Genomic DNA, 22714 nt, shown 5'->3' with positions numbered 1-22714 from the left:
AGCGATACGCCATATGCCGTCCGTCGCCGCCCCGAAAGGACAAGCCATGGCCCGGCCGATGAAGATCGATTTCGTTTCGGATGTCGCCTGCCCGTGGTGCATCATAGGGCTCCGCGGACTGGAAGAGGCGCTGGAACGGACGCGCGACGTCGTCGATGCGCAAATCCACTTCCAGCCCTTCGAACTCAATCCGGACATGCCGCCCGAGGGGCAGAATATCGTCGAGCATGTCGCGCAGAAATATGGCGCCTCGCCCGAACAATCCGCTGCCAATCGTGCGACGATCCGCGAGCGCGCCGAGGCGGTGGGTTTCGCGATGAACACCAGCGACGAGAGCCGGGCCTACAATACGTTCGATGCGCATCGCTTGCTGCACTGGGCGGGCGAAGAAGGGGCACCGGAGGGCGCGCAGGCTGCGCTGAAGCATGCCTTGTTCGAGGCTTATTTCACCGACGGCGAGAATCCGGGTGATCCCGATGTGTTGGTGGCGGCTGCTACCAAGGCCGGGCTCGATCCGGGGGAAGCGCGGGCGATATTGACGTCCGGTCGCTATGCCGCGGAGGTTCGTGACGCCGAACAATTCTGGCAGCGGCGCGGGATCAATGCCGTGCCGGCGATCGTCATCGATCAACGCTATCTGATTTCAGGCGGTCAACCGCCCGATGCGTTCGAACAGGCGATCCGCCAGATTGCAGCCCAAGCCTAGCCTCCTCCCCGAGCCGTCTCGGGAAGGAGGCCGCATCTTAGCGATAGCGCCAGTCGCCGTGCCAGCGCTCACGGTGGTGCCAGTAGCGATTGTTATAATAATAGCCGCGGCCGGGATAATAGGTCCCGATCACCGGCGCGCCGGGCCCGGCGACGATCACCGGTCGGGGGCCGCGATTCGGGCGGCAATGGCCATAGGGTCCGCGATGGCCGCCAGGGCCGCAACCGTCACGGGCTTCGGCAGGCGCGACGGCAGCAATGGCAGCACCGACGGCGAGGGTGGCCAGCAGGATCTTTTTCATAGGATCTCCTTTGGTAACAACACGCATGGTTTGCTCGTCGAGCGCCCCAGCATCACCTTAAACGGCGGTCCTCCCCGTTTCCGTCGCTTGGCCGCAGCAACGGCCGATCCGATTTACTGTTCCAACGGCAGGTGCTGGACACCGGCCATGTTCTGATGTCGAAACGCCTGCCAACCTGAAAGGATTTGCCATGCCCACCGCCCTGATCGTCGGAGCCTCGCGCGGGCTCGGGCGTGCGATCGTCGAGGAACATCTGAAGCGCGGTTGGGACGTGATCGCCACCGTGCGCACGGCCGGCGCGCTCGCCGGACTCGATCCCACGCATCTCGACGAGCAGGTCGTCGATACGACCGATTGGGCCGGCGTCGATGCGCTTCACGCGCGGCTGCGGGGCCGAACGCTCGACCTGCTCTTCGTCAGCGCCGCCATTGCCGGACCTTCGCTTGTGCCGATCGGCGAGGTCGAGGCCGAGGCGTTCGCCGAAATGATGCTGGTCAACGTGCTCGCGCCGCTGCGGATCGCCGATCGCTTCGCCGATCTGGTGGCGCCTGCGGGCACGATCGCGGTCATGTCGTCGAGCCTCGGCAGCATCGCGCAGAACCAGAGCGGGCATTGGGAAGCCTATCGTACGAGCAAGGCGGCGCTCAACATGGGCCTCGCGAGCATCGCCGCCCGCCGCAACGACGGGCGCACCTACCTCGCCGTCGATCCGGGCTGGGTCCGCACCGATATGGGCGGGCCCGAGGCGACCCTGTCGATCGAGGAAAGCATCCCGAACCTCGTCACGATGCTCGAGCGACGGGCAGGCAAAAGCGGACTGGGCTTCGTAAGCTACCGGGATATCGATCTGCCCTGGTGACCCGATCGATCGCATAAGACGAAACCTCAGTCGGTCAGGCTCCGGGGTGCCAGTTGCGCGTCAGTTCACCTTCTCGCGCGACTAAGCGGCATAGGACCTGACCGACCGTCCTGATCATCGGCCCCCTCCCCCAACTCCTGCGGGCAGAAGGCAAATCTCGTCGTCCGAGAAAACACGCCCCCGCGTGAGGAAGCGAACCTCACGCCCGTTATCGAGGCTGAACATGCCGCCGCGCCCCGACACGACGTCGAGGATAAGCTGGGTGTGCGCCCACACTTCGCCCTGCGCCCCGCCGATATAGACCGGCGCCCCGCCCACTTCGCCGAGCAATATGTCGCCGTCACCGATGCGGAATTCACCCGCCGGATAGCACATCGGCGAGGAGCCGTCGCAGCAGCCGCCCGACTGGTGGAACATGATCGGGCCGTATTCGGCGGTCAGTTCGGCGATCAGCGCCAGCGCCGCGGGCATCGCCACGACGCGCTCGACATTCTCGACCATCGCATCCTCTCTCCCAAAAAACCGTCCCGCCCCACGAAGGGGCGGGACGCAGAGAGGCTCAGAAGAAGCCGAGTTTCTTCGGGCTGTAGCTGACCAGCATATTCTTGGTCTGTTGATAATGATCGAGCATCATTTTGTGCGTTTCGCGACCGATGCCCGATTGCTTGTAGCCGCCGAACGCCGCGTGCGCGGGATAAGCGTGGTAGCAATTGGTCCACACCCGCCCGGCCTTGATCGCGCGGCCGAAGCGGTAGCAGATGTTCGCCTCGCGGCTCCACACGCCGGCGCCGAGGCCGTAAAGCGTGTCGTTGGCGATCGACAAAGCCTCATCCTGATCCTTGAAGGTCGTGACCGAGACGACCGGCCCGAAAATCTCCTCCTGGAAGATGCGCATCCTGTTGTTGCCGCGGAACACGGTCGGCTTGATGTAGAAGCCGCCCGCAAGCTCGCCGCCGAGATTGGCCGCTTCGCCGCCGATCAGTACTTCGGCGCCCTCCTGCCGGCCGATATCGAAATAACTGAGGATCTTCTCGCACTGCTCGGACGAGGCCTGCGCGCCGATCATCGTCGCGGGATCGAGCGGATTGCCCTGGACGATCGCCTCGACCCGCTTGAGCGCGCGCTCCATGAAACGGTCGTAGATCTTCTCGTGGATCAGCGCGCGGCTCGGGCAGGTGCAGACCTCGCCCTGGTTGAGCGCGAACATCACGAAGCCTTCGATCGCCTTGTCGAAGAAATCGTCATCCTCGCGCGCCACATCCTCGAAGAAGATGTTGGGGCTCTTGCCGCCCAATTCGAGCGTCACCGGGATCAGATTCTCGCTGGCATATTGCATGATCAGCCGGCCGGTCGTGGTCTCGCCCGTGAAAGCGATCTTGGCGATCCGGTTCGATGAGGCGAGCGGCTTGCCCGCCTCGAGCCCGAAGCCGTTGACGATGTTGAGCACGCCCGGCGGCAGGAGATCGCCGACCAGTTCAGCCCACACCATGATCGAGGCGGGCGTCTGTTCGGCCGGCTTGAGCACGACGCAATTGCCCGCCGCCAGCGCGGGGGCGAGCTTCCACACCGCCATCAGCAGCGGGAAATTCCACGGGATGATCAGGCCGACGACGCCCAATGGCTCGTGGAAATGATAGGCGACCGTATCGTGATCGATCTCGCTGACCGAACCTTCCTGCGCGCGGATCGCTCCTGCAAAATAGCGGAAGTGATCGATCGCCAGCGGCATGTCCGCGGCCATCGTCTCGCGGATCGGCTTGCCGTTGTCCCACGTCTCGGCGGTAGCGAGCTTTTCGAGATTGGCCTCCATCCGATCGGCGATGCGGTTGAGGATCAATGCGCGCTCTGCGGGCGATGTGCGGCCCCAGGCTTCCGCAGCATTGTGCGCAGCATCGAGCGCAGCATCGATATCGGCCTTGTCCGAGCGGGCTATTCGGCACACCGTCTTGCCGGTGATCGGTGAGACGTTGTCGAAGGTGCGGCCGGATTTGGCGGGCATGAATTGTCCGCCGATGAAGTTTCCATACGAGTTTGCGAAGGGCGGCTTCGATAAAGCAGGCCGCTCCTGAACCGGCATATCCATGTCTTCGATCCTCTCTGCTCACGTTGGGTGAGTATGACAGGAAGATGAGCCGGGTTAGTGCCGGAAGGAAGAGGGCGATCCGGATCGGCGCGACAAGCTGTCTCAGGGGCGAGACAGGTTCAACGCTTTCGTCACCGCGGCCTCGAGCCGGGGTACCGCTGCCTTTGAACAGAACCGGAGAAGCGGGATCCCGGGTCAAGCCCGGGATGACTATCAAATGCCTACGACGGCTTCACCCCTGCCCGCGCCAGGCGCCGGTACAATGTCGCCCGTCCCACGCCCAGCAGCCGCGCCGCCTCGCTGACATTCCCGCCCGACCGCGCCAGCGCCTGGCGCAAGACGGTGCGATCGGCATCGCCGAACGAGGATGCGACACTGCGCCCGAGCAACTGGTCCATCGGCCGCGGATTGGCGAGCGCGGCGTCGCTCAATCCCAGCCGCAGCCGTGCCGCGCGGCTGGCGCCGATCACCAGATCGTCGCGGTCGGTCGCGAGCAAGGCGGTGCCGTTGGCCGCGTCATCGGGCAGGAAGATGATGCGCGCGCCTTCGAAATGGCGGCAGAAATAGTCGCGTTCGATGCTGCGCGCGGCTTCGCGGACCAGCGCGCCGATCATCTCGGCTATGGCAGGTCCATGATCGTGGCGGCAGCTCGAGACATCGAGCGCGCCTGCCAGTCGGCCGTGCGGATCGTAGACAGGCGCGTCCATGCAGCTGATGTCGACATTGTGCGCAGCGAAATGCTGATCGCGGTGGATCACCACCGGCCGGCCTTCAAAGAGGCAGGTACCGATGCCGTTGGTGCCCTCGTCCGCCTCGCTCCAGCGCGCGCCTTCGACGAGGCCCGTCGCAGCGAAATCGTCGCCGTCGCCCGCACCGACGCGGCGATCCAGGATGACGCCCTGCGCATCGCTCAGCACCACCCCACAACCGGATCGCCCGACCGATAGATAGGTTTGGTCGAGCACCGGCGCCGCGGCGCGCAGCAATGCTGCATTGGCTTCGCGCAGCAATGCGAGCGCGCCTGCATCGATCAGTTCTCGCCGCGTCGCGCGGGCGGGATCGAGATGGTGGTGCAGCGCCGATCGGCACCAGGACGCCGCCACCGGCGACACTGCCGCGCTGCGCCGCGAGCCGATCACATCGAGCACGACATCCGCATGATGGATCGCGCTGGTCATCCTTCCTCTCCGCTCCTCATGCCCTTGCCGGCGCGGCGGCGCCGCGGCTCTGCCAGAGCAGATCCGACGCCCGCGTCGCCGTATCATAAAGCAAAGCCCGGCGATTGACATCGACGCTTTCCAGGCCGGCCCGCAGGTGCGCGAACCGAAGCGCGGGGTGACAGATACGCAACCGCGGGCCATCAGGCGCATCATGACTCGCGCGCAGGGCCCGTTCCACAGCATGCACCGCGCTGCCAGGCATGTGCCTGTCTGGTTGAGGCGGTTGCAGCAACGAATGCGCGAGAGCGAGTTCGCCTTCATCCTGCTCGCCATCGCGACGGGCATTATCGCCGGGCTTGCGACCGTCGTCATCGGCGCGGGCGCGCGCGGCCTGCAGGTGCTGCTCTACCGCCTGCCCGCCAATGTCCGCCTGAGCGGGGCGCCACCGCTCACCTGGGGCCAACTTGCGATCCTGCCGATCGGCGGGCTGGTCCTGATGCTGTTCAACCGCGCCGTCCGCGCCCGCAGGCGGGCGCTGATCGACGCGGTCGAAGCGAATGCGCTCCATGGCGGCCGGCTATCGACCTCCGACAGTTTGATCATCGCCGGCCAGACCGTGCTGTCGAACGGCTTCGGCGCCTCGGTCGGGCTCGAGGCTGCCTATGCGCAACTCGGCGCGCTGATTGCATCGCGTACGGGCCTGCGGCTCCGGCTGCGGCGGAGCGATGTCCGCATCCTCGTCGGCGCGGGCGCGGGCGCCGCGATCGCCGCTGCCTTCGGCGCCCCGCTGGCGGGCGCCTTCTATGCCTTCGAGATCGTGATCGGCGCCTATACGCCTTCGGCGATCGCGCCGGTCGCCGCTGCGGCGCTGGCCGGATCGCAGGTCGCCCAGCGGCTCGGCGTCGTGCCCTATTTGCTCTATGCCCAGCCTGGCCCGGCCATCCACACTGCCGGCTACCTTGTCTATGCCGGGCTCGGAGCGCTCTGCGCCCTGTTCGGCATCGCGCTGATGCGCGCCATCGCGCTTACCGAGAGCCTCACCCGCGCGCATATCAAGGGCTGGTTGCGGACGATCGTCGGTGGGTTTCTGCTGGCGGGCATCGCTTTCTGGTCGCCGCAGGCGCTTTCGGCCGGACACAGCGCGCTCCACGTCGATCTGGCGGCGACGGTACCGCTCGCTCTGATCGCGCTGGCGATCGTCGCCAAATCGCTGGGCTCGATCGTCTCGCTAGGCTTCGGCTTCCGCGGCGGCTTGTTCTTCGCGTCGCTCTTCCTCGGCACACTGATCGGCCATCTTTACGCGGACCTGCTCAACCTCGCCGCGGGCCACCCCATCCTCAACGCCGGCAACGCCGCCTTGGTCGGCATGGCGGCGCTGGCGGTGGCGGTCGTCAGCGGGCCGATGACGATGGCGATGCTGGTGCTGGAAGCGACCGGCAACTTCAGCCTGACCGGCGCCGTGCTGGCGGCCTCCCTGCTCTCCTCCACGATGGCGCGCGTGCTGTTCGGCTACTCCTTTTCCACCTGGCGGCTCCATCTGCGCGGCGAGACGATCAAGAGCGCGCGCGACGTCGGCTGGACCAAGACGCTCACCGCCGGCAAGATGATGCGCCGCAGCCCCGTGACCGCCCCCGCCGCCTCGACCGTGGCCGAGCTGCGCCGCCGCTTCCCGCTCGGCGCGACCAGCCGCGTCGTTTTGATCGACGACCAGCAATGCTATGCCGGTATCGTCACGCTCGCCAAAGCCTATGCCGAGGACACGGATGGTGACCGGCCGGTGGCACACTATGCCGACGCCGCCGAACTGCATCTGTCGCCCGATCTCGATATCCAGCAGATCATGACAATCTTCGATCAGGCACAGACCGACGAACTGGCGGTACTGAGCCCCGAAGGCCATGTGCTCGGTTTGCTAACCGATGTGTTCGTCCGCCGGCGCTATGCTGAAGAGCTCGACAAGGCGCAGCGCGATCTGTTCGGTGAACGATAGCGCTGTTCCGCTCCGGCATGGGCCTTCGTCTGGCCCGATCTCGTCTTCCCCAAGCACAATCGCAGCACGTTGCGGAGCGTCCACTAAGCCCGGATGAACCGGCCACATGTAACGCACGAAAGCGAGACACTGCAGCAAGGCGGTAGGCATGACCGGGAGCGGCGGCACCGATCGTCGCGCAGCATATTGCGGGGCCGGCCGGCGCGGTGCAGTAGGGTCAGGCGATCATAGTACCGCTTCTGGCAAAGCCGGCGCGGCGATCGACCGGGTTCGCGGAGAGGGAGAGATTGATGAAGCGCAGTGTGACGGCGGCAACCGCGATGGCGCTCGCCCTTGCGACATTCGGCGTCCAGCAGATCGCAGCGACCGATGCCGTGCGCAACGGCGTGACCGCCAAGCGCATCATCGCCGCCGACAGCACGCCGGGCGAATGGCTCACCACCGGCCGCTCGTATAGCGAACAGCGTTTCTCCCCGCTCACCCAGATCAACACCGCCACCGCAGGCAAGCTCGGCCTCGCCTGGTTCTCCGATCTGGATACGGCGCGCGGGCAGGAGGCGACCCCGCTGATGGTCGGCGGCAAGCTGTTCGTCAGCACCGCGTGGAGCAAGGTCCGCGCGTTCGATGCCAGCACCGGCAAGCCGCTCTGGTCGTTCGATCCCAAGGTGCCGCGCGAGACTTTGGTCAAGGCGTGCTGCGACGCGGTCAATCGCGGCGTCGCGGCGTGGGGCAACAAGATCTATGTCGGCACGCTCGACGGGCGCCTGATCGCGCTCGATGCCGCCACCGGCAAGCAGCTCTGGTCGGTCGTCACGGTCGATCAGTCGAAGGCGTACACGATCACCGGCGCGCCGCGCATCATCAAGGGCCGCGTGATCATCGGCAATGGCGGCGCCGAATATGGCGTGCGCGGCTATATCACCGCCTACGATGCCGAGAGCGGCAAGCAACTCTGGCGCTTTTACACCGTGCCGGGCGATCCGGCGAAGGGCCCTGAGCCGGCTTATCTCCAGCAGGCCGCGAAGACCTGGACCGGCGAGTGGTGGAAGCTCGGCGGCGGCGGCACCGTATGGGATTCGATGGCGTACGATCCCGATCTCGACCTGCTCTATATCGGCGTCGGCAACGGATCGCCCTGGAACCAGAAGATCCGCTCGCCGCAGGGCGGCGACAATCTCTATCTCTCCTCGGTCGTCGCACTGAAGCCCGAGACAGGCACCTATGCCTGGCACTTCCAGGAGACGCCGGCGGAAAGCTGGGATTTTACCGCCGCGCAGCATATCGTGCTGGCCGATCTCACGATCGACGGAAAACCGCGCAAGGTGCTGATGCACGCGCCGAAGAACGGCTTCTTCTACGTGATCGATCGCACCAACGGGCAGTTCATCTCGGCCAACAATTACGCGCCGGTCACCTGGGCGAAGAGCATCGATCCCAAGACCGGGCGGCCCGACGTCAATCCGGACTCGCGCTATGCGCTGACCGGCAAGCCGGTGGTGCAGATGCCGGGGCCGAGCGGCGCGCACAGCTGGCACCCGATGGCGTTCGATCCGAAGCAGAAGCTGATGTTCATCCCGGCACAGATCGCCGCCTTCCCCTACATCCCCGCGACCGACTGGAAGGCCGCGCCGATCGGCTTCAACGTCGGCGTCGACATGGGGGCTGCGGCGATGCCGGCCGATCCCAAGGTGCGCGCGGCGGCCGAAGCGGCGACCAGGGGCGAACTGATCGCCTGGGATCCGATCAAGCAGGCACCGCGCTGGAAAGTCGATTATCCGGCCGCCAACAATGGCGGCGTGCTGGCCACCGCCGGCGGACTCGTCCTGCAGGGCAATTCCAAGGGGCATTTCAACGTCTATGCGAGCGCCACCGGCAAGAAGCTCTGGTCGATGCCGGTGCAGACCGGGATCATCGCGGCGCCGATCACCTATGCGGTCGGCGGCCAGCAATATGTGGCGGTGATGGCGGGATCGGGCGGGGTCTTCTCGCTCGCCCCGGGCGTGGTCAACGGCCAGATCCGCAACATCAGCCGCCTGCTCGTGTTCAAGCTCGGCGGTACCGCCAGGCTGCCGGCCGCGCCGCCGCTGTCCCAGACGCCGCTCGATCCGCCACCGGTGACCGGCACCCCCGAGCAGATCGCGCTCGGCGCCGATCGCTACGGCCGCTATTGCGGCGTGTGCCATGGCGACGCCGCGGTGGCCGGCCCGATCGTCCCCGATCTGCGCCATAGCGGCGTGTTGGGCGATGCCTCGGCCTGGCAGACCATCACCCAGGACGGCGCGCTCAAGGAGCAGGGCATGGTCTCGTTCGCCAAGGTGATGACGCCCGCCGAGACCGACGCGATCCGGCACTACATCATCAAGCGGGCGAATGAGGACAAGGCGCTGGTGGCGAAGGGCGAAGGGGCGGACGTCAGATAACCCTGATACGAAAATTTGCGGTCGGGCGACCGGGACCGCTCGGGACCGAAGCCGCGGCAACATCGCGGGTTAGGTGCAATCCCGTATTGCCTGCGGTCTTCGAGACCGTACGGTCACGCGCATGAAAGCCCAGACCATGCGCAGCGTCCGCCAATATCATCGCTATTTCGGCATATTCTTCACACCGGCGATCATCTTTTTCGCGCTCAGCGGTGCGTTGCAGACGTTAGGCCTCCACGAAAGCCACGACCCGGCCGCGCCGCCGATCGCATGGATCGAATGGATGGGCAGCGTCCACAAGGACCAGCGTGTTCCACCAGCCGCAGAACACAAGGGCGCTACCGATCGCCAGCCGGGGGCGCCTCAGGCCGCGCATCGCCGGGCGAAACCGCCCGAAGAATTGGGCCCGTCGCCGATCCCGCTCAAGGCGTTCGTCCTCCTTCTGGCTCTGGGGCTGATCACCTCTTCGGCCCTGGGAGCCGTGATCGCGCTCAACAGCCCGGCGACGCGTCGCATGTCGCTCGTGCTGCTGGCTCTCGGTACGGTCCTGCCGGTATTGCTGCTCTATATTTGACGGCTGAAGCGGCGAACACGGGCTGAAGGCAGCCCGTGCGCCTTAGAACCGCGCCCGCGCCCCTACCCGGAAATAGCGCCCGATCGTGTCGAAATAGACCGGGTTGGTGTAGAATTGCGTTTCCGGTGCCGCAGGCGGATCGCGATCGAACAGATTGTTGATCGATCCGAAAACCTCGAACCCATGGGTGCGATCGGGGCCGATATGGATCGAGCCCGACAGATTGACATAGAACCGCCCCGCCACATGATTGTTGGTGATGCTGTTCGGCAGCGTGGTGGCATAGCCCGCCTGATCGGGGCCGACGTAAGTGCCGTCATAGAGGCCGGGCGAGATGTAACGGCCCTGCACCGTCACCTGGAACAACGGCGTCGCGTAGGTGACGAAGCCGTTGACCGTCCAGTCGGGTGCGGCGAGCGCCGCCGATCCGCCGGTCTGGCCGGCGCGCTGCACGACCGTGCCGAAGCTGGTCGCCTTCAGCGAGCCGACATAGGTCGCCAGCGCGCGCAACTGGATCGAATGATCATGATCGGCCAGCGGGATGCGATATTCGCTCTCGATATCGATGCCCTTGGTCAGTAGCGCGTCGAGATTCTGGGCGACGTTGAGAATCTGGGTAATCGCGCTGCCCTGGCCGTTGGCGAAGGTGATCAGGCCACACGCCGCCGTGACGCCGGCGAAGCAGCGATCGATGATGAACTGCGCGCCGCCCGGCGGCTGGGCGATATAGCCCTTCACCTTGATGTGATAATAATCGACCGACAGCCGCAGGCCGTTGAGCATGCCGCCCTTCGGCGAGAATACGATACCCGCCGTGGTGGTGTCGGCGCGCTCGGGCTTGAGGTTGGGCGTGCCGCCATTGACGATCGAGGGCGGCGCCTGGACAATCGTACGATTGAAATCGTTGACGATCGGCGTGAAGCTGCTCGCCGAGGCCAGATAGAGATCGGCGAAATTGGGCGCGCGGATATCGTGGCTCTGGGTCGCGCGCACGCGCAGCCAGTTCACCGGCTCCCACAGCAAGCTCGCCTTCCAGGTGGTGCGGGTGAATTTGTTGCTGGTGTTAGTCCGCAGATAGGAGCCGAACCCGCTGATATCGTAATGCGTCTCGCGCGCAGCACCGTTCAGGGTCAGCGATTTGGTCCAGCTCGCATCGCGGACCAAAGGCAATTCGGCCTCGACATAGCCCTCCACCACTTTGGTGGTGCCGCGATAATCCGATCCGAAATTCTGGAAATAGGCATATTGGTTCGACAAAGCGTCGTGGGTCACCCCAATCTTGTCGACGCGATATTCGCCGCCGGTCGCGACCGAAAGCGGACCTGCCCAGAGATCGAGCAGATCACCACGGATATTGGCTGCGGCGACATGCTGCTGCAGTTTGATCTCTTCGCGCAAAGTCCCGAAAATATAGTTCTTCGCCGCTTGGCTGGCATTTCCCGCACCGAACAGATTGACCGGCACGCAACCCGTCGCCGCCTGGCGGAGCGCCGCATTCGCGCTTAGCAGGGCACGGCACGTTATCTGCCCGGTCGCGGGATCGCGTACTGCATCCAGTGCATAGAAGAAGCGCGCATTGCTGGCCGCGAGAGTGGTATCGCCGTTTAGCGACTGCGACGGATCGCCAGTGATAAGATTGTTCGCGACCGTCTGCAGCCGATCGGTGCGGCCATATTGATAATAGCCGTCCCACGTCCAGTTGCCGCCGAGCTTGCCCGACAGGCCCGCAGTGGCGCGATAGGTATCAGCGGTGGAGACGCTGTAGCCGCGGCCGACATCGTCGAAGATACGTCCCAGCACGAATGAGGAGGTGGTCGGACGGGTCAAGTCGGGAGTGGCCGGTGCCGGCCCTACGATCGCGCGGATCGCGGCAGGCATATAGGGATTGTCTTTATAGATCGGGATCGACGCGGAGAAATAGGCGGTCTGCAGCAATTGGCCGCCGACATGACCATAGGATCCCTCGACGAAGCCAGTCAGCCTGTCACTGAACTCATATTCGGCATGCGCAAATCCGGTATAGCGTTTGACCGGAACGGTGATGTTGGCGTCGTTATAAGTCGGGTAGAGATCGCCGCCGATCTGCGAAAGCCCGAAGGGCCGGCTACCTGGGGTATAAGGTGCGGGGCTACCGTCTGGGTTGAAGGTGATCCCACCGGTGCCGAACAGGTTGCGGATCGCGGCGGTAGCCGCGGTGCCGTTGTTGTTGGGCGCGATCACGCCGGCGCTGTTGAAGAACCAGCCGCCATTGGTATCGCTGCGGATGAAGTTCGGCTGGCCGTTATTGGCGGTATAGGTGGGGTTGGTGATGATCGCGCCGGTCTTGCACCAGCTGCGCGTGAAGCAATTGCCGATGCCCTGCTGCTTTTCATATTCGCCGCCGACGATGAAATGGCCGGCTCCGCCCGCAAAGGCCGTTCCGTAGGCGGCCGCCGCGTGGAAATCGCCGCCGTCGCCCTGGTTGGAGATACCGTAATCGGCCTGCGCCTTGAAGCCCTGCAGGCGCTTGTCGAGGATGATGTTGACCGCGCCCGCGATCGCATCCGAACCGTAGGCCGCCGACGCGCCGCCGGTGACGACTTCGGTCCGCCCGACGAGGATCGAGGGGATCAGGTTGAGATCGACCGTGCCCTCGCGCGTGGTCGGCGCGAAGCGGCGGCCGTCGACAAGGATCAGGCTGCGCGAATTGCCGATGCCGCGCAGGTTGATGATGTTGGCGCCGACGTTGAAGCTGCCGAAACCCTGGGTCACGGGCGTCGTGCTCGGGCGGAAAGCGGGCAGTTCGGACACCGCCTGGCCGACGTTGACGATGCCGAGCCTTTGCAGATCCTCGCCGCCCAGCACGGTCACTGGAGTAGGCGTAGTGAAGGTCGATCGGGCGAGACGCGATCCGGTGACGATGATTTCTTCGGTCGGGGCGGGCGTGCTGGCCGCACCGGGCGCCGCCACATCCTGCGCACGAACCGGCGCCACTCCGAAAGTCGCTGCGGCAAGCGCCGCAAGGCTAAGGCCCCAGCGGACGGATTCCGGGCTTCGGCTCGTGAGATCAGGCATATCGTCTCCCCATCTTTCGGCCCTTAATCAGCCGCGGACAGCGGCAGCTTTGGACTCGTTTATCGAAGAGGATCATGCCGTTCGGCTCAGGCCATTTACCGGCGCGTTTCATTATTCCAGACAATAGTGTCTGGACTGATCCTCTCCACAATTTCCGGCGCTTTCGGCCGATTGGTAACAGGCCTAATCATTCACATGTTCACTGGCAAGGGGGTTTTTGCCGATTGCAAATTGATCCGGATCGGATGGATTGCGACGTCCCTGCCGGCGACCGAGGGCGGAAGGTAACGCCGGCATTTCGGGCAAGGCAGCATCGTGCGCGCGTCACCCATCAAACTTGAATTTTATTCATGGTGAATGTTGGCGCTCGCCTTGGGCATCGCTTCGTGCAAACCTGCGGGCAGGAGCAGGAATGCTGGAAAGAACGACACCGGCCATCGAGCTGGGCGAGATCATCGACCATCGGCCGATGGCGTGGGTGCAGATCTGGGTGGCGGTGCTGTGCGCCGCGGCCCTGTTCATCGACGGCTACGATATCCAGGTGATGGCGCTGGCCGTGCCGTCGCTGGCGCATACCCTCGGCCGGCCCGAATCGAGTTTCGGCGTCGCTTTATCGGCGGTGGTGATCGGAATCACCTTTGGCGCGGGCGTGCTGGGGCCGCTCGGCGATCGGTTCGGGCGCAAGACGATGATGATCGCTGCGATGATCGTGATCGCGGTTGCCACGGGCGGCACCGCGCTTTCCACCGATGTCCCCGAATTCGTGGTCTGGCGTCTGCTGACCGGCGCGGCGCTCGGCGCCGGCCTGCCCAATTGCGCCGCGCTCACATCCGAATATGCGCCGGTCGCCCGACGATCTTTGGTCGTCGGCCTGATGAACATCGCCTCCCCGCTCGGCGCGTTCAGCGCGGGTTTCATCGCTCCGCCGGTGCTCGACGCCTTCGGCTGGCGCGGGGCGTTCGTCATCGGCGGCGCGGCTCCGCTCGTGATCGCCGCGCTGGTGACGATGGTGGTACCCGAGTCACTCAAATTCATGATCGTGCGCCGCTCTACCGATCCGCGCATCGGACTGATCCTGCGACGCATCGCCCCCGATGTGGATCCCACAGCAGTGCAGGTGACCCCGCCCGCCCATCCGCCGCGCTCGTCGCCTCTCAAGCTGATCGGCGCCGAGCTGCGTGGACGCACCTTGCTGCTGTGGGCGCTGCTGACGCTCAACATGTTCAATCTCTACGTGCTGGTAAGCTGGCTGCCGGCGATGCTCCAGCGATCGGGCTGGGATATGGCGGCAGCGCTACGCGGCGCGGTGCTGATCCAGGGCGGCGGCATTTTCGGCGGGGTGCTGATGTCGCTGTTCCTCGATCGCGGCGCGACGCGCGGCGCACTGCTGATCGGCTTCTGCATCGCGACTTTGTGCCTGCTCGGTTTCAGCGTGGTGCCCAGTGGCCCCGGCTGGGTCGCCTTGCTTTTGCTGCTGGGCGCGGGTGTATCGGGCTGCCAGCTTTCGCTGAACGCGCTGTCGGCGGCTTATTATCCGCCTGCGATCAAGGCGACCGGGGTCTCGTGGGCATTGCTGATCGGGGGCATTGGATCGACGCTCGGCCCGATCGCCGGCGCGGCGATGATCGCACGGGGGCTTTCGACGCCGCACATCCTGGCGTTGCTGGCGATCCCGGCTTTGATGAGCGCGGCGACGGTGGGGCTGATGCGGCGCGAATGGCAGGCGCATTGAGAGGGCGGACGATGGACGTGATCGACGAAACCGGAACGACCGTGACGGGTACCTTGAACTATTTCGATCCGGACCTGCCGCGCGGCCGCTTCGATCTGGTCGAACCCGAACGCAATCTGATGCAGTTCGCCGCGCATGACATGCCGATCCACGATCTGCGCGACACCCCGGCCACGATCGAGCGCGAAGGCTTCATGCTCGCACGCCACACCAGCAAGGTCGCGCGCGACCCGGAAATGCTCGACACCAATCTGGTCGCGCAGAACGGGCTGCCCGCGATCAACCAGGCTTATTATGACGAACTGCTCCCCCTGATCGAACGGATCAGCGGCGCGCGCGAGGTGATCCCGCAGGCGACCGGGCTGACGGTGCGCTTCAGCGCGCGTTCGCAGCGGCAGAGTTGGGCCGGCGCGGCGGGGTTCATCCACCTCGACGTCACCACCAGCTCGGTCCAGCGCTTCCTCGATTTCAGCCTCGAAGCCGCCGGCCGCCCGATCGCGCCCTACAGCCGGTTCATATTGTTCCAGACGTGGCGCGCCGTATCCGATCCGCCGCAGGACAATCTGCTTGCCTTGTGCGATCGCCGCTCCGTCGCCCGATCCGATGTCGCGTGGTACGACGCGATCATCGGCGACAAGGGCACCGCGCTGGAGAGCGTCGAGGCGCGCAGCTGTCGCTACAGTCCCGATCATCGCTGGTTTTATGCATCAGCCATGGGGGCGGAGGACGTGCTGGTGTTCGTCGGCTATGATTCCGCCGATCCGGATGGCGTCCAGCCCTTCCACACCGGCTTCGACGTGCCCGGCCTGGCGGACGCGCCGCCGCGCGCCAGCCTCGAGGCGCGCTTCTTCGCGTTCTACGATTGATGCCGGGAGGGAATCGCATGACGGGTTCGCAGCCGCTGGCCGGTAAGGTCGCGCTGGTCACGGGCGCGGGGCGCGGGATCGGCCGCGCGCATGCGCTGGCGCTTGCTGAGGCTGGCGCGGCGGTGGTGGTGAATGACCTTGGCGGCGGCTTCAAAGGCGAAGGCGCCGATCCAGCGACCGCCTCGGCGGTCGTGGCCGAGATCGAGGCGTTAGGCGGCCGGGCAGTGGCCGATACCGGCAATGTCGCCGATTGGACGGCGGCCAAAGCCATGGTCGAGGCCGCGATCACGGCGTTCGGCCGGATCGACATCGTCGTCAACAATGCCGGCATCTGTCGCTTCGCCGAAACCGATACGATGACGCCCGAGGATTGGGATCTGACCATCGCGGTCAACCTCACTGGCACCGCGGCGGTATCCCACTGGGCCGCACGGCACTGGCGCGCGATCGGGCCCGGGGCGGGCCGCGCGATCATCAACACATCGTCGCCCGCCGGCACCAATCCCGCGCCGGGCAGCCCATCCTATTGCGCGTCCAAGGCGGGCGTCGCCGCCTTCACCATCGCCGCCGCGACCGAACTGGCCGGGCTCGGCGTGCGGGTCAACGCGATCGCCCCGATGGCGCGCACCCGCATGACGCTCGACGTGCCCGCGCTGGACGAGATCATGAAGCCGGTCGAGACGGACTTCGATCGGGTCGCACCCGAACATGTCTCACCGTTGGTGGTCTGGCTGGCGTCGCCGCAATGCCGCTTCACCGGTCGGGTCTTCGGGATCGAAGGCGACGATCTGTTCCTGTTCGAAGGCTGGAGCGCCGAGCATCACCTCAACAATGACGGCCGGCCCTGGTCAGCCGCGGCGATCGAAAGCCGCCTCGCGGAGTTCGATCGCCAGGACCGCGGCTGGATGATCGCGCCGTCGGTGCGCTTGCCGGGCCCGAGCCCGAGCGATGAGACGCTGGCTGCGCTGGAGCGAGTTGCCGCCCCTTCAACCTAGTCCGAATCAAAAAATCCCGTTCGTGTGCGGCAGCGTCACCGGAATCTCCTGCAGCACTTCCCAATGCTCGCGTACCATGCCGTCTTCCATGCGGAAGATATCGATGATCGACATGCCGGGATCGCCCGCGTGGCGGATCGTGTGGATATGGAAGATCGTGAAATCGCCGTCGGCGAACTTCGCCATGATCCGCATCCGCACATCGGGGAAACTGTCCGCACGGTTCAGGAAAAAGGCGCGCAGCCCCTCGCGGCCGCCGCTCGCCGCGGTGCTGTGCTGGACATAATCCGCCGGGATATAGGTATCGATCAGGCTCGCGTCGAACTTGAACAGCATGTCGTGATACATGCGCGTGCAGGTGTCGAGATTGGCCTGCTCCTTGGCGCTGTAGCTCGTGGCATTTTCAAAACGATCATAGATCAGCGGTGTCATCGATCCTCACCCTCGTCGATTGTTTGGCCGGGTCATGGCACATTTCGATCGCCGCGACAGCGCCGACAAATGGACAGGCTCAGTCTCGCACCATAATGATGCGTCATGCCTTCGCTCCGATCATCGCTGCCGACGCTGCTACGCTGCCTGATCCTGCTGTCGCTGCTCGCCGCCGATCAGGCGATCGCGCATGCGATCGGCGGCCGCGACGCGGCATTCGTGGCGGCAACGCGTGGGCCGGCGCCGGGGCCGTTTCTCTATCTCGGCGCCAAGCATATGGTGACCGGCTACGATCACCTGCTCTTCCTTGCCGGTGTGGTATTCTTCCTGCGACGCTTCCGCGATGTGCTGATCTATGTGTCGCTCTTCTCGCTCGGCCATTCGAGCACCCTGCTGTCGGGCGCCCTGTTCGGTTTCGGGCTGAACAGCTGGCTGGTCGATGCGGTGATCGGGCTGTCGGTGGCGTGGAAAGCGTTCGACAATCTTGGGGGTTTCGAAACGCTCGTCGGACGGAGGCCCGATCCGAAGCTGATGGTGCTGCTGTTCGGGCTGATCCACGGCCTCGGCCTGGCAACCAAGTTGGAAGCGCTGAAGCTCCATCGCGAGGGGCTGGTGATCAACCTCCTCTCGTTCAACCTGGGGGTCGAGATCGGCCAGATCGTCGCGCTCGCCATAGTGCTTGCATTGATTGCAGGTCTGCGTCGCACGGCGTTATTCGCGCGGACCGCGGTGGCGCTCAACTGGGCTATCATGACATCGGGCTTCGTCCTCATCGGCACGCAGTTGGCCGGCTATACGATCGCGGAAGGATATTGAGGCATGGCCGAGGCCGAGATCGCCACCCCGCTCTCCCCGCGCCGCATCGTGCTGCTGACCGCATCGGCAGCGGCGGTGGCTGCGCTGATCTTCACCGGCGGCGTCCTGCCGGCCGAATATCATCGCGATCCGATCGGCCTCGGCCGGCTCACCGGGATCGACCGGCTCTGGGCGCCTGAAGAGAAAGTCGTGTCCGCCACGGGCGATGCCGCCGCCCCGGCATCGCGCAGCTACCCTGTCGCCTTCCGCACCGACGTGATCGATATCCCGCTCCATTCGGGCGAGGATCCGGCGGGCGGCGCCGATGTCGAATATAAGGTCCACCTCAAGAAAGGCAGCAGCTATATCTACAGCTGGTCGGTCGGTGGGATCGATAACCCGGAAGAATTCTACACCGAATTCCATGGCCATACGGTCGAAGCGGGCAAGGCGATGACCGTCGCTTTCTACCGCAAGGCGACCGGCACCAGCGACAATGGCGTGCTGACCGCACCGTTCGACGGGGTGCATGGCTGGCTGTTCCAGAACCAGTCGATCAAGCCGGTTACGGTCCACCTCAGGCTGGCGGGGTTTTACGAACTCGTTCCCGACGGCCAGCCGGGCAATGAGGCGGGGCTGCACGCGCGTCGCATCGACTGAGCGATTTGGGCCGATATGGGCCACGATGGAGCGGCGAGCGCTAAGCTCGCAGCTCCTCGATCCACGATCGATCCGAGTCAGATATGGGCACCGGTTTGCGACGAATGACGGAGAAGCCGGCACAATCCCCTCAATTCGGGGTTTGGCTTACCTATATGAACTGACGCGATGGCAGAGCGGGCCTGGCGTGGAGGATTTGAGATGACGAAGATGCGCGGATTGATGGCGCTGGCCTCGGCGGCCGCATTGCTGGCGGCAGCGCCGGTGGCGGCCCAGCGTGGCGGCGGCCATGGCGGCGGCGGAGGCCATGGCGGCGGCGGTTTCCACGGCGGTGGCGCGGGTGCGTTCCATGGCGGCGGAGGTTACCACGGCGGAGGAGGCTTCCGCGGCGGCTATCGCGGCGGTTATGGGTATCGCGGTGGTTACGGATATCGTGGCGGTTATGGCTGGTACGGCGGCGGGTTTGGGCTAGGCCTGCTCGGTGGCTATGCCCTGGGCGCCTATCCTTATTACTGGGACGCTTATCCTGCTTATTACGCTTATCCCTATGACAGTTATTACGACGCGCCGGCCTATGATTATGGGTACGATGCGCCGCCCCCGACAGCGGTAGCGCCGCCGCCGGGCTATACGCAGGCACCCCCGCCGTCGGATCAGCAACACTGCCCGATGTATTGGGACGAGGCGAGCCGGCGTTATATCGCGCGCTGCTAAGCCGCCGAGAGGCACCCTTCCGTCCGTTTCGCGCCCTGCGCGCCTGCTTTGCAGGCAGCCGAAGAGCATGAGACGAACGGGATGGGCATCCTCCATTCGATAGCGTTTCCTTCGGCCGGCGTTATGAGCGGCTTATGCGTATCGTTCCTCTCGTAGCCCTGCTGACGGCCCTGTTGGCGGCATCCGCTGCCAGGCCGGAGACCGCACCGTTCGATCTGACCGGGCCGACCTTGCGTGTCTCCATCACCCATGCCGGGGTCACGCTGCCGATCGCGCGGGTTCCGCAGCTCGCCGCGGGCGACCGGATCACGATCAAGGCCGATTTCCCGACCGATCAGGCGGCCCGCTATCTGCTCGTCGCCGCCTTCCTGCGCGGATCGACCAACCCACCGCCCAACGACTGGTTCTCTCGCGCCGAAAGCTGGACGCCGAAGGGGCGCGAGGGCCTGTCCCTGACCGTGCCGGACGGCGCGCAACAGGTCGTCCTGTTCCTCGCGCCCTCCACCGGGGGCGACTTCCCGACCCTGCGCAATGCGGTCCAGGGCAAGCCCGGCGCGTTCGTGCGCGCGGCACAGGATCTGGCCGAGGCGTCGCTCGATCGCAGCCGGCTCGACGCCTATCTGCTGGCGGTGCGCAAGCCCGCGCCGGGCGATCCGGAGCGGCTCGAGCGGATCACGCCTTTACTGGCACGCGCGCTCCAGGTGCGGATCAACACCGATTGCCTGAGCAAGACGCCCGACCTTCAGGCGCCGTGCCTGCTCCAGAACCAGGACGCGCTGGTGCTGAACGACGGCCACACCAACGCCATCACCGATGCGCTGGCGGGGCCGGGGGTCGATCTTGCGCTCCAGATCAGCGCGACGCCGCAGGGCGGGCTCGGCTATTACAGCCCGTACATCGCCGCCGCGCGCGACATCATCGGGCTGTTCAGCACGATCCACACCGCCAAATATCAATATATCCCGGCGCTGGCGCGGCTCGACGGCGATGCGATGAACCTCGTGCTCAACAGTGCGCCGTCGTTCCACAATCCCAAATCGGTCATGGTGACGGCACTGCCGATCGTCGCCCCGGTGCGCATTCCCCCCTTGCAGGTGATCGGCCAGCAGGTGGCGATGTGCGGACAGGCGCGCGAGGCGGTGCTGCCGATCGGTGGCGCGCCGCTCATCTACGCGACCGATTATGCGCATGATCTCGTCTTGCGCGCGCGCCTGCCCGACGGTCGCACCATCGATCTGCCGGCCCAGCCCGATCCCGAGCAAGGCGGGCTGGTCGTCTCGATTGCGGGCCGGTTGCCCGCCGATCCCGCCGCCAGCTACCCGGCGCAACTGCACGGTTCGTGGGGATTCCAGCCGTTCGACGGGCCGAACGTGACAATCGATGCGACCGCCCCCGGCCATTGGCAGGTGACGCCCGGCACTTTCAAAGCGGGTGCCGCCACGCTCGCCCTGCAGGGCGGATCGTCGGCCTGCGTCTCGACCGTCGCGGTACAGGGTGGGACCGGGCAGTCGCGCCGACTGAACTTCACCGTCGCTGGGCCGCACAACCTGACGGTCGAGCTGCCGGACGGCCTCGCCGCGATCAAGGATCTGGCGCTGCAGGTAGCGGGCCCGGCAGGCAGCGACAGCGTTACCTTGCCACAGATGCCGGCGCCACGCGGCGTCCCGATCTCGCTGATCGCGCGCTATATCGAGCTGCCCCCGAATCCTGCACCGGTCCAGCTGACGTTGGGTGACGAAGCCAATATTCCCGCGAACGCGACCCTGACCGCGTCGCTGCGCGCCGGCGCCAACCAGCATTTCACCGGTCGCGAAACGGTGGAGGTGACAGTCGAGGATGGTAATGGCGCGACGGCGCAACTCACCACCACAGCGGGCGTAACGCTCGCCGATCGCGACGTGATGGTTGTGCGGCTTCAACCCGAAAAGGCGCTCGGCACGTCTGCTTATGGGCGGCTGCGCGTGCGTATCGTCCGCGACAAGGTGGCGGGCGACTGGCTGACGCTCGGCACGCTGGTGCGCCTGCCCACCCTGCGCCAGCTCCGTTGCACCGAGCGCGGCCAGACGTGCGAGCTGACCGGCGACCAGTTGTTCCTGCTGCAATCGGTCTCGGCGACACCGGGCTTCGAGCAGCCGGTGACCATCCCGCCCGGCTTCCCCGGCAACACCCTCCAGGTGCCCCATCCTGCGGGCGGCGCATTATTTGTGCGACTGCACGATGATCCTGATGTCGTCAGCCGGGTTTCCGGCAAGGACTGATCCGGCCTCAGGTTTCGCTCTTTTGCGGAGCAATATACGCCAACTTTTACCGGTCATGACGCGCTAGGCTGATAAGCGCGACTCGCATTGTTCTTAGGCCGTAACGATGTGATCGAATCTTGATCGACATCAAATCTTGTTAACTATGTTTTTAATCATGCCGTCTCCGCGCAGGAGGCAGACCAAGGGATTGTCATAAGGTTTACAAATCATTAATAGACATGCATCGCGATAGCCAAAAATGGCACGTCGCCTGCGACAGGTTCGTCGCATTTTGGGGGGATTCCCGATGAAGGCTCTTACCGTTTTTGCACTTGCAGCGGTTACCGCGCTCTCGAGCCCGGCCATGGCCGTGACCTACGACGCCTTTTCCAGCTTCAACGGAACGCAGGGCGCAGGCAATTTCACGTATGGCAGCGTCGACGATGCCGTGACCGCGGGCACTTTGTTCACCGCGACCACGAATTGCTTCATCTCGGGTTCGGTCTGCCTGCAGGCCGCGGCCAATCACGACGTTCCGGGCGCGACCAAATCGACTTCGCCCTCGTTCCAATATGGCTCGGTCAACGTCCCGACCGATCGCCTGCTGCTTCATCCCGGATCGACGGCAGCGGACGGCGGCGTGTTCATCACCTTCACCGCGCCGACCTCGGCTTATTATAATTTCGCGGCATCGTTCAGCGTTCAGGATAATAACCCGACGGGCGTCGATCTCATCTTCCGCCAGCAATCGGGTGCTTCGCCGGCGACCTTCTTCGGCGCCGGTTCGCTCAGCAGCAGCAACCTGACCTACAATTATTCGGGATCCGTGTTTCTCAACGCCGGCGACGTGCTCAGCACGATCATCAACCGCCAGGGCAATTATGGCAGCGATTCGACCGGCGAGAATTTCACGCTCTCCGTGCCCGAGCCGGCTTCGTGGGCGATGATGCTCGCCGGCTTCGGCCTGATGGGCGGGGCCATGCGCCGTCGCAAGACCAGCCTGACCTTCGCCTGATCCACGACCGATTATGGAAAAGCCGTCGATCGCAAGATCGGCGGCTTTTCCATGTTTCGATCCATTCGACTTTCAGATCGGCCGGCGCACCCGCAGAAGGGTATCGTCGTCGACCGGC

General features: G+C 65.1%; 19 protein-coding genes. 13 read left to right on the top strand and 6 right to left on the bottom strand.

Going from position 1 to position 22714, the window contains the following annotated elements:
• Positions 1-46 precede the first annotated feature (46 nt).
• Positions 47-706, top strand: coding sequence for a DsbA family oxidoreductase (locus tag AB4Z44_RS22610; RefSeq protein ID WP_404711901.1), 660 nt, complete (start codon positions 47-49; stop codon positions 704-706).
• Positions 707-743: 37 nt separating this feature from the next.
• On the opposite strand, the gene AB4Z44_RS22605 is transcribed toward AB4Z44_RS22610, so the two are convergent.
• A complete protein-coding gene (locus AB4Z44_RS22605) occupies positions 744-1007 on the bottom strand; it encodes a GCG_CRPN prefix-to-repeats domain-containing protein (RefSeq protein WP_404711900.1) in 264 nt (87 codons plus the stop codon).
• A 190-nt stretch (positions 1008-1197) separates the two neighbouring features.
• Between AB4Z44_RS22605 and AB4Z44_RS22600 the strand changes: the two genes are divergently transcribed.
• Complete coding sequence (locus AB4Z44_RS22600) at positions 1198-1866, top strand: SDR family NAD(P)-dependent oxidoreductase (protein ID WP_404711899.1); 669 nt, start codon at positions 1198-1200, stop codon at positions 1864-1866.
• Positions 1867-1980: 114 nt separating this feature from the next.
• Here the strand turns inward: AB4Z44_RS22600 and AB4Z44_RS22595 are convergent, their stop codons facing one another.
• From AB4Z44_RS22595 to AB4Z44_RS22585, 3 genes are all read right to left on the bottom strand, one after another.
• The gene (locus AB4Z44_RS22595; RefSeq protein ID WP_404711898.1) at positions 1981-2367 is read right to left on the bottom strand and encodes a DUF779 domain-containing protein; all 387 of its coding nucleotides are present in this window, start codon (positions 2365-2367) and stop codon (positions 1981-1983) included.
• A 58-nt stretch (positions 2368-2425) separates the two neighbouring features.
• A complete protein-coding gene (gene adh / locus AB4Z44_RS22590; RefSeq protein ID WP_404714311.1) occupies positions 2426-3943 on the bottom strand; it encodes an aldehyde dehydrogenase in 1518 nt (505 codons plus the stop codon).
• A 227-nt stretch (positions 3944-4170) separates the two neighbouring features.
• Positions 4171-5127 carry a GAF domain-containing protein gene (locus AB4Z44_RS22585; RefSeq protein WP_404711897.1) on the bottom strand — a complete coding sequence of 319 codons (957 nt, stop codon included), beginning with the start codon at positions 5125-5127 and terminating at the stop codon, positions 4171-4173.
• Between the two features lie 277 nt (positions 5128-5404).
• On the opposite strand from AB4Z44_RS22585, the gene AB4Z44_RS22580 reads away from it, so the two are divergent.
• The 3 genes from AB4Z44_RS22580 (at position 5405) to AB4Z44_RS22570 (ending at position 10093) form a co-directional block, all read left to right on the top strand.
• Positions 5405-7099, top strand: coding sequence for a chloride channel protein (locus AB4Z44_RS22580; RefSeq protein ID WP_404711896.1), 1695 nt, complete (start codon positions 5405-5407; stop codon positions 7097-7099).
• A gap of 290 nt (positions 7100-7389) precedes the next feature.
• A complete protein-coding gene (locus AB4Z44_RS22575; RefSeq protein WP_404711895.1) occupies positions 7390-9519 on the top strand; it encodes a PQQ-dependent dehydrogenase, methanol/ethanol family in 2130 nt (709 codons plus the stop codon).
• Positions 9520-9640: 121 nt separating this feature from the next.
• A complete protein-coding gene (locus AB4Z44_RS22570) occupies positions 9641-10093 on the top strand; it encodes a hypothetical protein (protein ID WP_404711894.1) in 453 nt (150 codons plus the stop codon).
• Between the two features lie 42 nt (positions 10094-10135).
• Here the strand turns inward: AB4Z44_RS22570 and AB4Z44_RS22565 are convergent, their stop codons facing one another.
• The gene (locus AB4Z44_RS22565; RefSeq protein WP_404711893.1) at positions 10136-13147 is read right to left on the bottom strand and encodes a TonB-dependent receptor domain-containing protein; all 3012 of its coding nucleotides are present in this window, start codon (positions 13145-13147) and stop codon (positions 10136-10138) included.
• Positions 13148-13559: 412 nt separating this feature from the next.
• Here AB4Z44_RS22565 and AB4Z44_RS22560 point away from each other — a divergent pair, with 412 nt between their 5' ends.
• The 3 genes from AB4Z44_RS22560 to AB4Z44_RS22550 are packed head-to-tail and all read left to right on the top strand — an operon-like array spanning position 13560 to position 16740.
• On the top strand, positions 13560-14879 hold the full coding sequence (locus tag AB4Z44_RS22560) for an MFS transporter (RefSeq protein ID WP_404711892.1): 1320 nt from the start codon (positions 13560-13562) through the stop codon (positions 14877-14879).
• 11 nt (positions 14880-14890) lie between these two features.
• Entirely contained in the window at positions 14891-15745 is an 855-nt protein-coding gene (locus AB4Z44_RS22555; RefSeq protein ID WP_404711891.1) for a CmcJ/NvfI family oxidoreductase, read from the top strand.
• Between the two features lie 17 nt (positions 15746-15762).
• Positions 15763-16740, top strand: a complete 978-nt coding sequence (locus AB4Z44_RS22550) for an SDR family NAD(P)-dependent oxidoreductase (protein ID WP_404711890.1) — start codon at positions 15763-15765, stop codon at positions 16738-16740.
• A 6-nt stretch (positions 16741-16746) separates the two neighbouring features.
• Here the strand turns inward: AB4Z44_RS22550 and AB4Z44_RS22545 are convergent, their stop codons facing one another.
• A complete protein-coding gene (locus AB4Z44_RS22545; RefSeq protein ID WP_404711889.1) occupies positions 16747-17172 on the bottom strand; it encodes an ester cyclase in 426 nt (141 codons plus the stop codon).
• 105 nt (positions 17173-17277) lie between these two features.
• On the opposite strand from AB4Z44_RS22545, the gene AB4Z44_RS22540 reads away from it, so the two are divergent.
• From AB4Z44_RS22540 to AB4Z44_RS22520, 5 genes are all read left to right on the top strand, one after another.
• The gene (locus AB4Z44_RS22540) at positions 17278-17988 is read left to right on the top strand and encodes a HupE/UreJ family protein (RefSeq protein WP_404711888.1); all 711 of its coding nucleotides are present in this window, start codon (positions 17278-17280) and stop codon (positions 17986-17988) included.
• Positions 17989-17991: 3 nt separating this feature from the next.
• Positions 17992-18627 (top strand): hypothetical protein, encoded by a 636-nt coding sequence (locus AB4Z44_RS22535; protein ID WP_404711887.1) that lies wholly within the window; start codon positions 17992-17994, stop codon positions 18625-18627.
• 201 nt (positions 18628-18828) lie between these two features.
• A complete protein-coding gene (locus tag AB4Z44_RS22530) occupies positions 18829-19341 on the top strand; it encodes a hypothetical protein (RefSeq protein ID WP_404711886.1) in 513 nt (170 codons plus the stop codon).
• Between the two features lie 134 nt (positions 19342-19475).
• Positions 19476-21599 carry a hypothetical protein gene (locus AB4Z44_RS22525; RefSeq protein WP_404711885.1) on the top strand — a complete coding sequence of 708 codons (2124 nt, stop codon included), beginning with the start codon at positions 19476-19478 and terminating at the stop codon, positions 21597-21599.
• Positions 21600-21888: 289 nt separating this feature from the next.
• Positions 21889-22596 (top strand): PEPxxWA-CTERM sorting domain-containing protein, encoded by a 708-nt coding sequence (locus tag AB4Z44_RS22520; RefSeq protein WP_404711884.1) that lies wholly within the window; start codon positions 21889-21891, stop codon positions 22594-22596.
• Positions 22597-22714: the final 118 nt, after the last annotated feature.

The organism is Sphingomonas sp. MMS24-J13 (genome assembly GCF_044905095.1).
GTDB lineage: Bacteria > Pseudomonadota > Alphaproteobacteria > Sphingomonadales > Sphingomonadaceae > Sphingomonas_I.
Note: the sequence above shows the minus strand (reverse complement) of the source record. Positions and strands in the feature narration are given on the sequence as shown.

Bases quoted from the DNA above. Each gene is read 5' to 3' on its own strand.
- AB4Z44_RS22610 (WP_404711901.1), top strand. From the start codon at position 47: ATGGCCCGGCCGATGAAGATCGATTTCGTTTCGGATGTCGCCTGCCCG.
- AB4Z44_RS22605 (WP_404711900.1), bottom strand. From the start codon at position 1,007: ATGAAAAAGATCCTGCTGGCCACCCTCGCCGTCGGTGCTGCCATTGCT.
- AB4Z44_RS22600 (WP_404711899.1), top strand. From the start codon at position 1,198: ATGCCCACCGCCCTGATCGTCGGAGCCTCGCGCGGGCTCGGGCGTGCG.
- AB4Z44_RS22595 (WP_404711898.1), bottom strand. From the start codon at position 2,367: ATGGTCGAGAATGTCGAGCGCGTCGTGGCGATGCCCGCGGCGCTGGCG.
- adh (WP_404714311.1), bottom strand. From the start codon at position 3,943: ATGCCGGTTCAGGAGCGGCCTGCTTTATCGAAGCCGCCCTTCGCAAAC.
- AB4Z44_RS22585 (WP_404711897.1), bottom strand. From the start codon at position 5,127: ATGACCAGCGCGATCCATCATGCGGATGTCGTGCTCGATGTGATCGGC.
- AB4Z44_RS22580 (WP_404711896.1), top strand. From the start codon at position 5,405: ATGCGCGAGAGCGAGTTCGCCTTCATCCTGCTCGCCATCGCGACGGGC.
- AB4Z44_RS22575 (WP_404711895.1), top strand. From the start codon at position 7,390: ATGAAGCGCAGTGTGACGGCGGCAACCGCGATGGCGCTCGCCCTTGCG.
- AB4Z44_RS22570 (WP_404711894.1), top strand. From the start codon at position 9,641: ATGAAAGCCCAGACCATGCGCAGCGTCCGCCAATATCATCGCTATTTC.
- AB4Z44_RS22565 (WP_404711893.1), bottom strand. From the start codon at position 13,147: ATGCCTGATCTCACGAGCCGAAGCCCGGAATCCGTCCGCTGGGGCCTT.
- AB4Z44_RS22560 (WP_404711892.1), top strand. From the start codon at position 13,560: ATGCTGGAAAGAACGACACCGGCCATCGAGCTGGGCGAGATCATCGAC.
- AB4Z44_RS22555 (WP_404711891.1), top strand. From the start codon at position 14,891: ATGGACGTGATCGACGAAACCGGAACGACCGTGACGGGTACCTTGAAC.
- AB4Z44_RS22550 (WP_404711890.1), top strand. From the start codon at position 15,763: ATGACGGGTTCGCAGCCGCTGGCCGGTAAGGTCGCGCTGGTCACGGGC.
- AB4Z44_RS22545 (WP_404711889.1), bottom strand. From the start codon at position 17,172: ATGACACCGCTGATCTATGATCGTTTTGAAAATGCCACGAGCTACAGC.
- AB4Z44_RS22540 (WP_404711888.1), top strand. From the start codon at position 17,278: ATGCCTTCGCTCCGATCATCGCTGCCGACGCTGCTACGCTGCCTGATC.
- AB4Z44_RS22535 (WP_404711887.1), top strand. From the start codon at position 17,992: ATGGCCGAGGCCGAGATCGCCACCCCGCTCTCCCCGCGCCGCATCGTG.
- AB4Z44_RS22530 (WP_404711886.1), top strand. From the start codon at position 18,829: ATGACGAAGATGCGCGGATTGATGGCGCTGGCCTCGGCGGCCGCATTG.
- AB4Z44_RS22525 (WP_404711885.1), top strand. From the start codon at position 19,476: ATGCGTATCGTTCCTCTCGTAGCCCTGCTGACGGCCCTGTTGGCGGCA.
- AB4Z44_RS22520 (WP_404711884.1), top strand. From the start codon at position 21,889: ATGAAGGCTCTTACCGTTTTTGCACTTGCAGCGGTTACCGCGCTCTCG.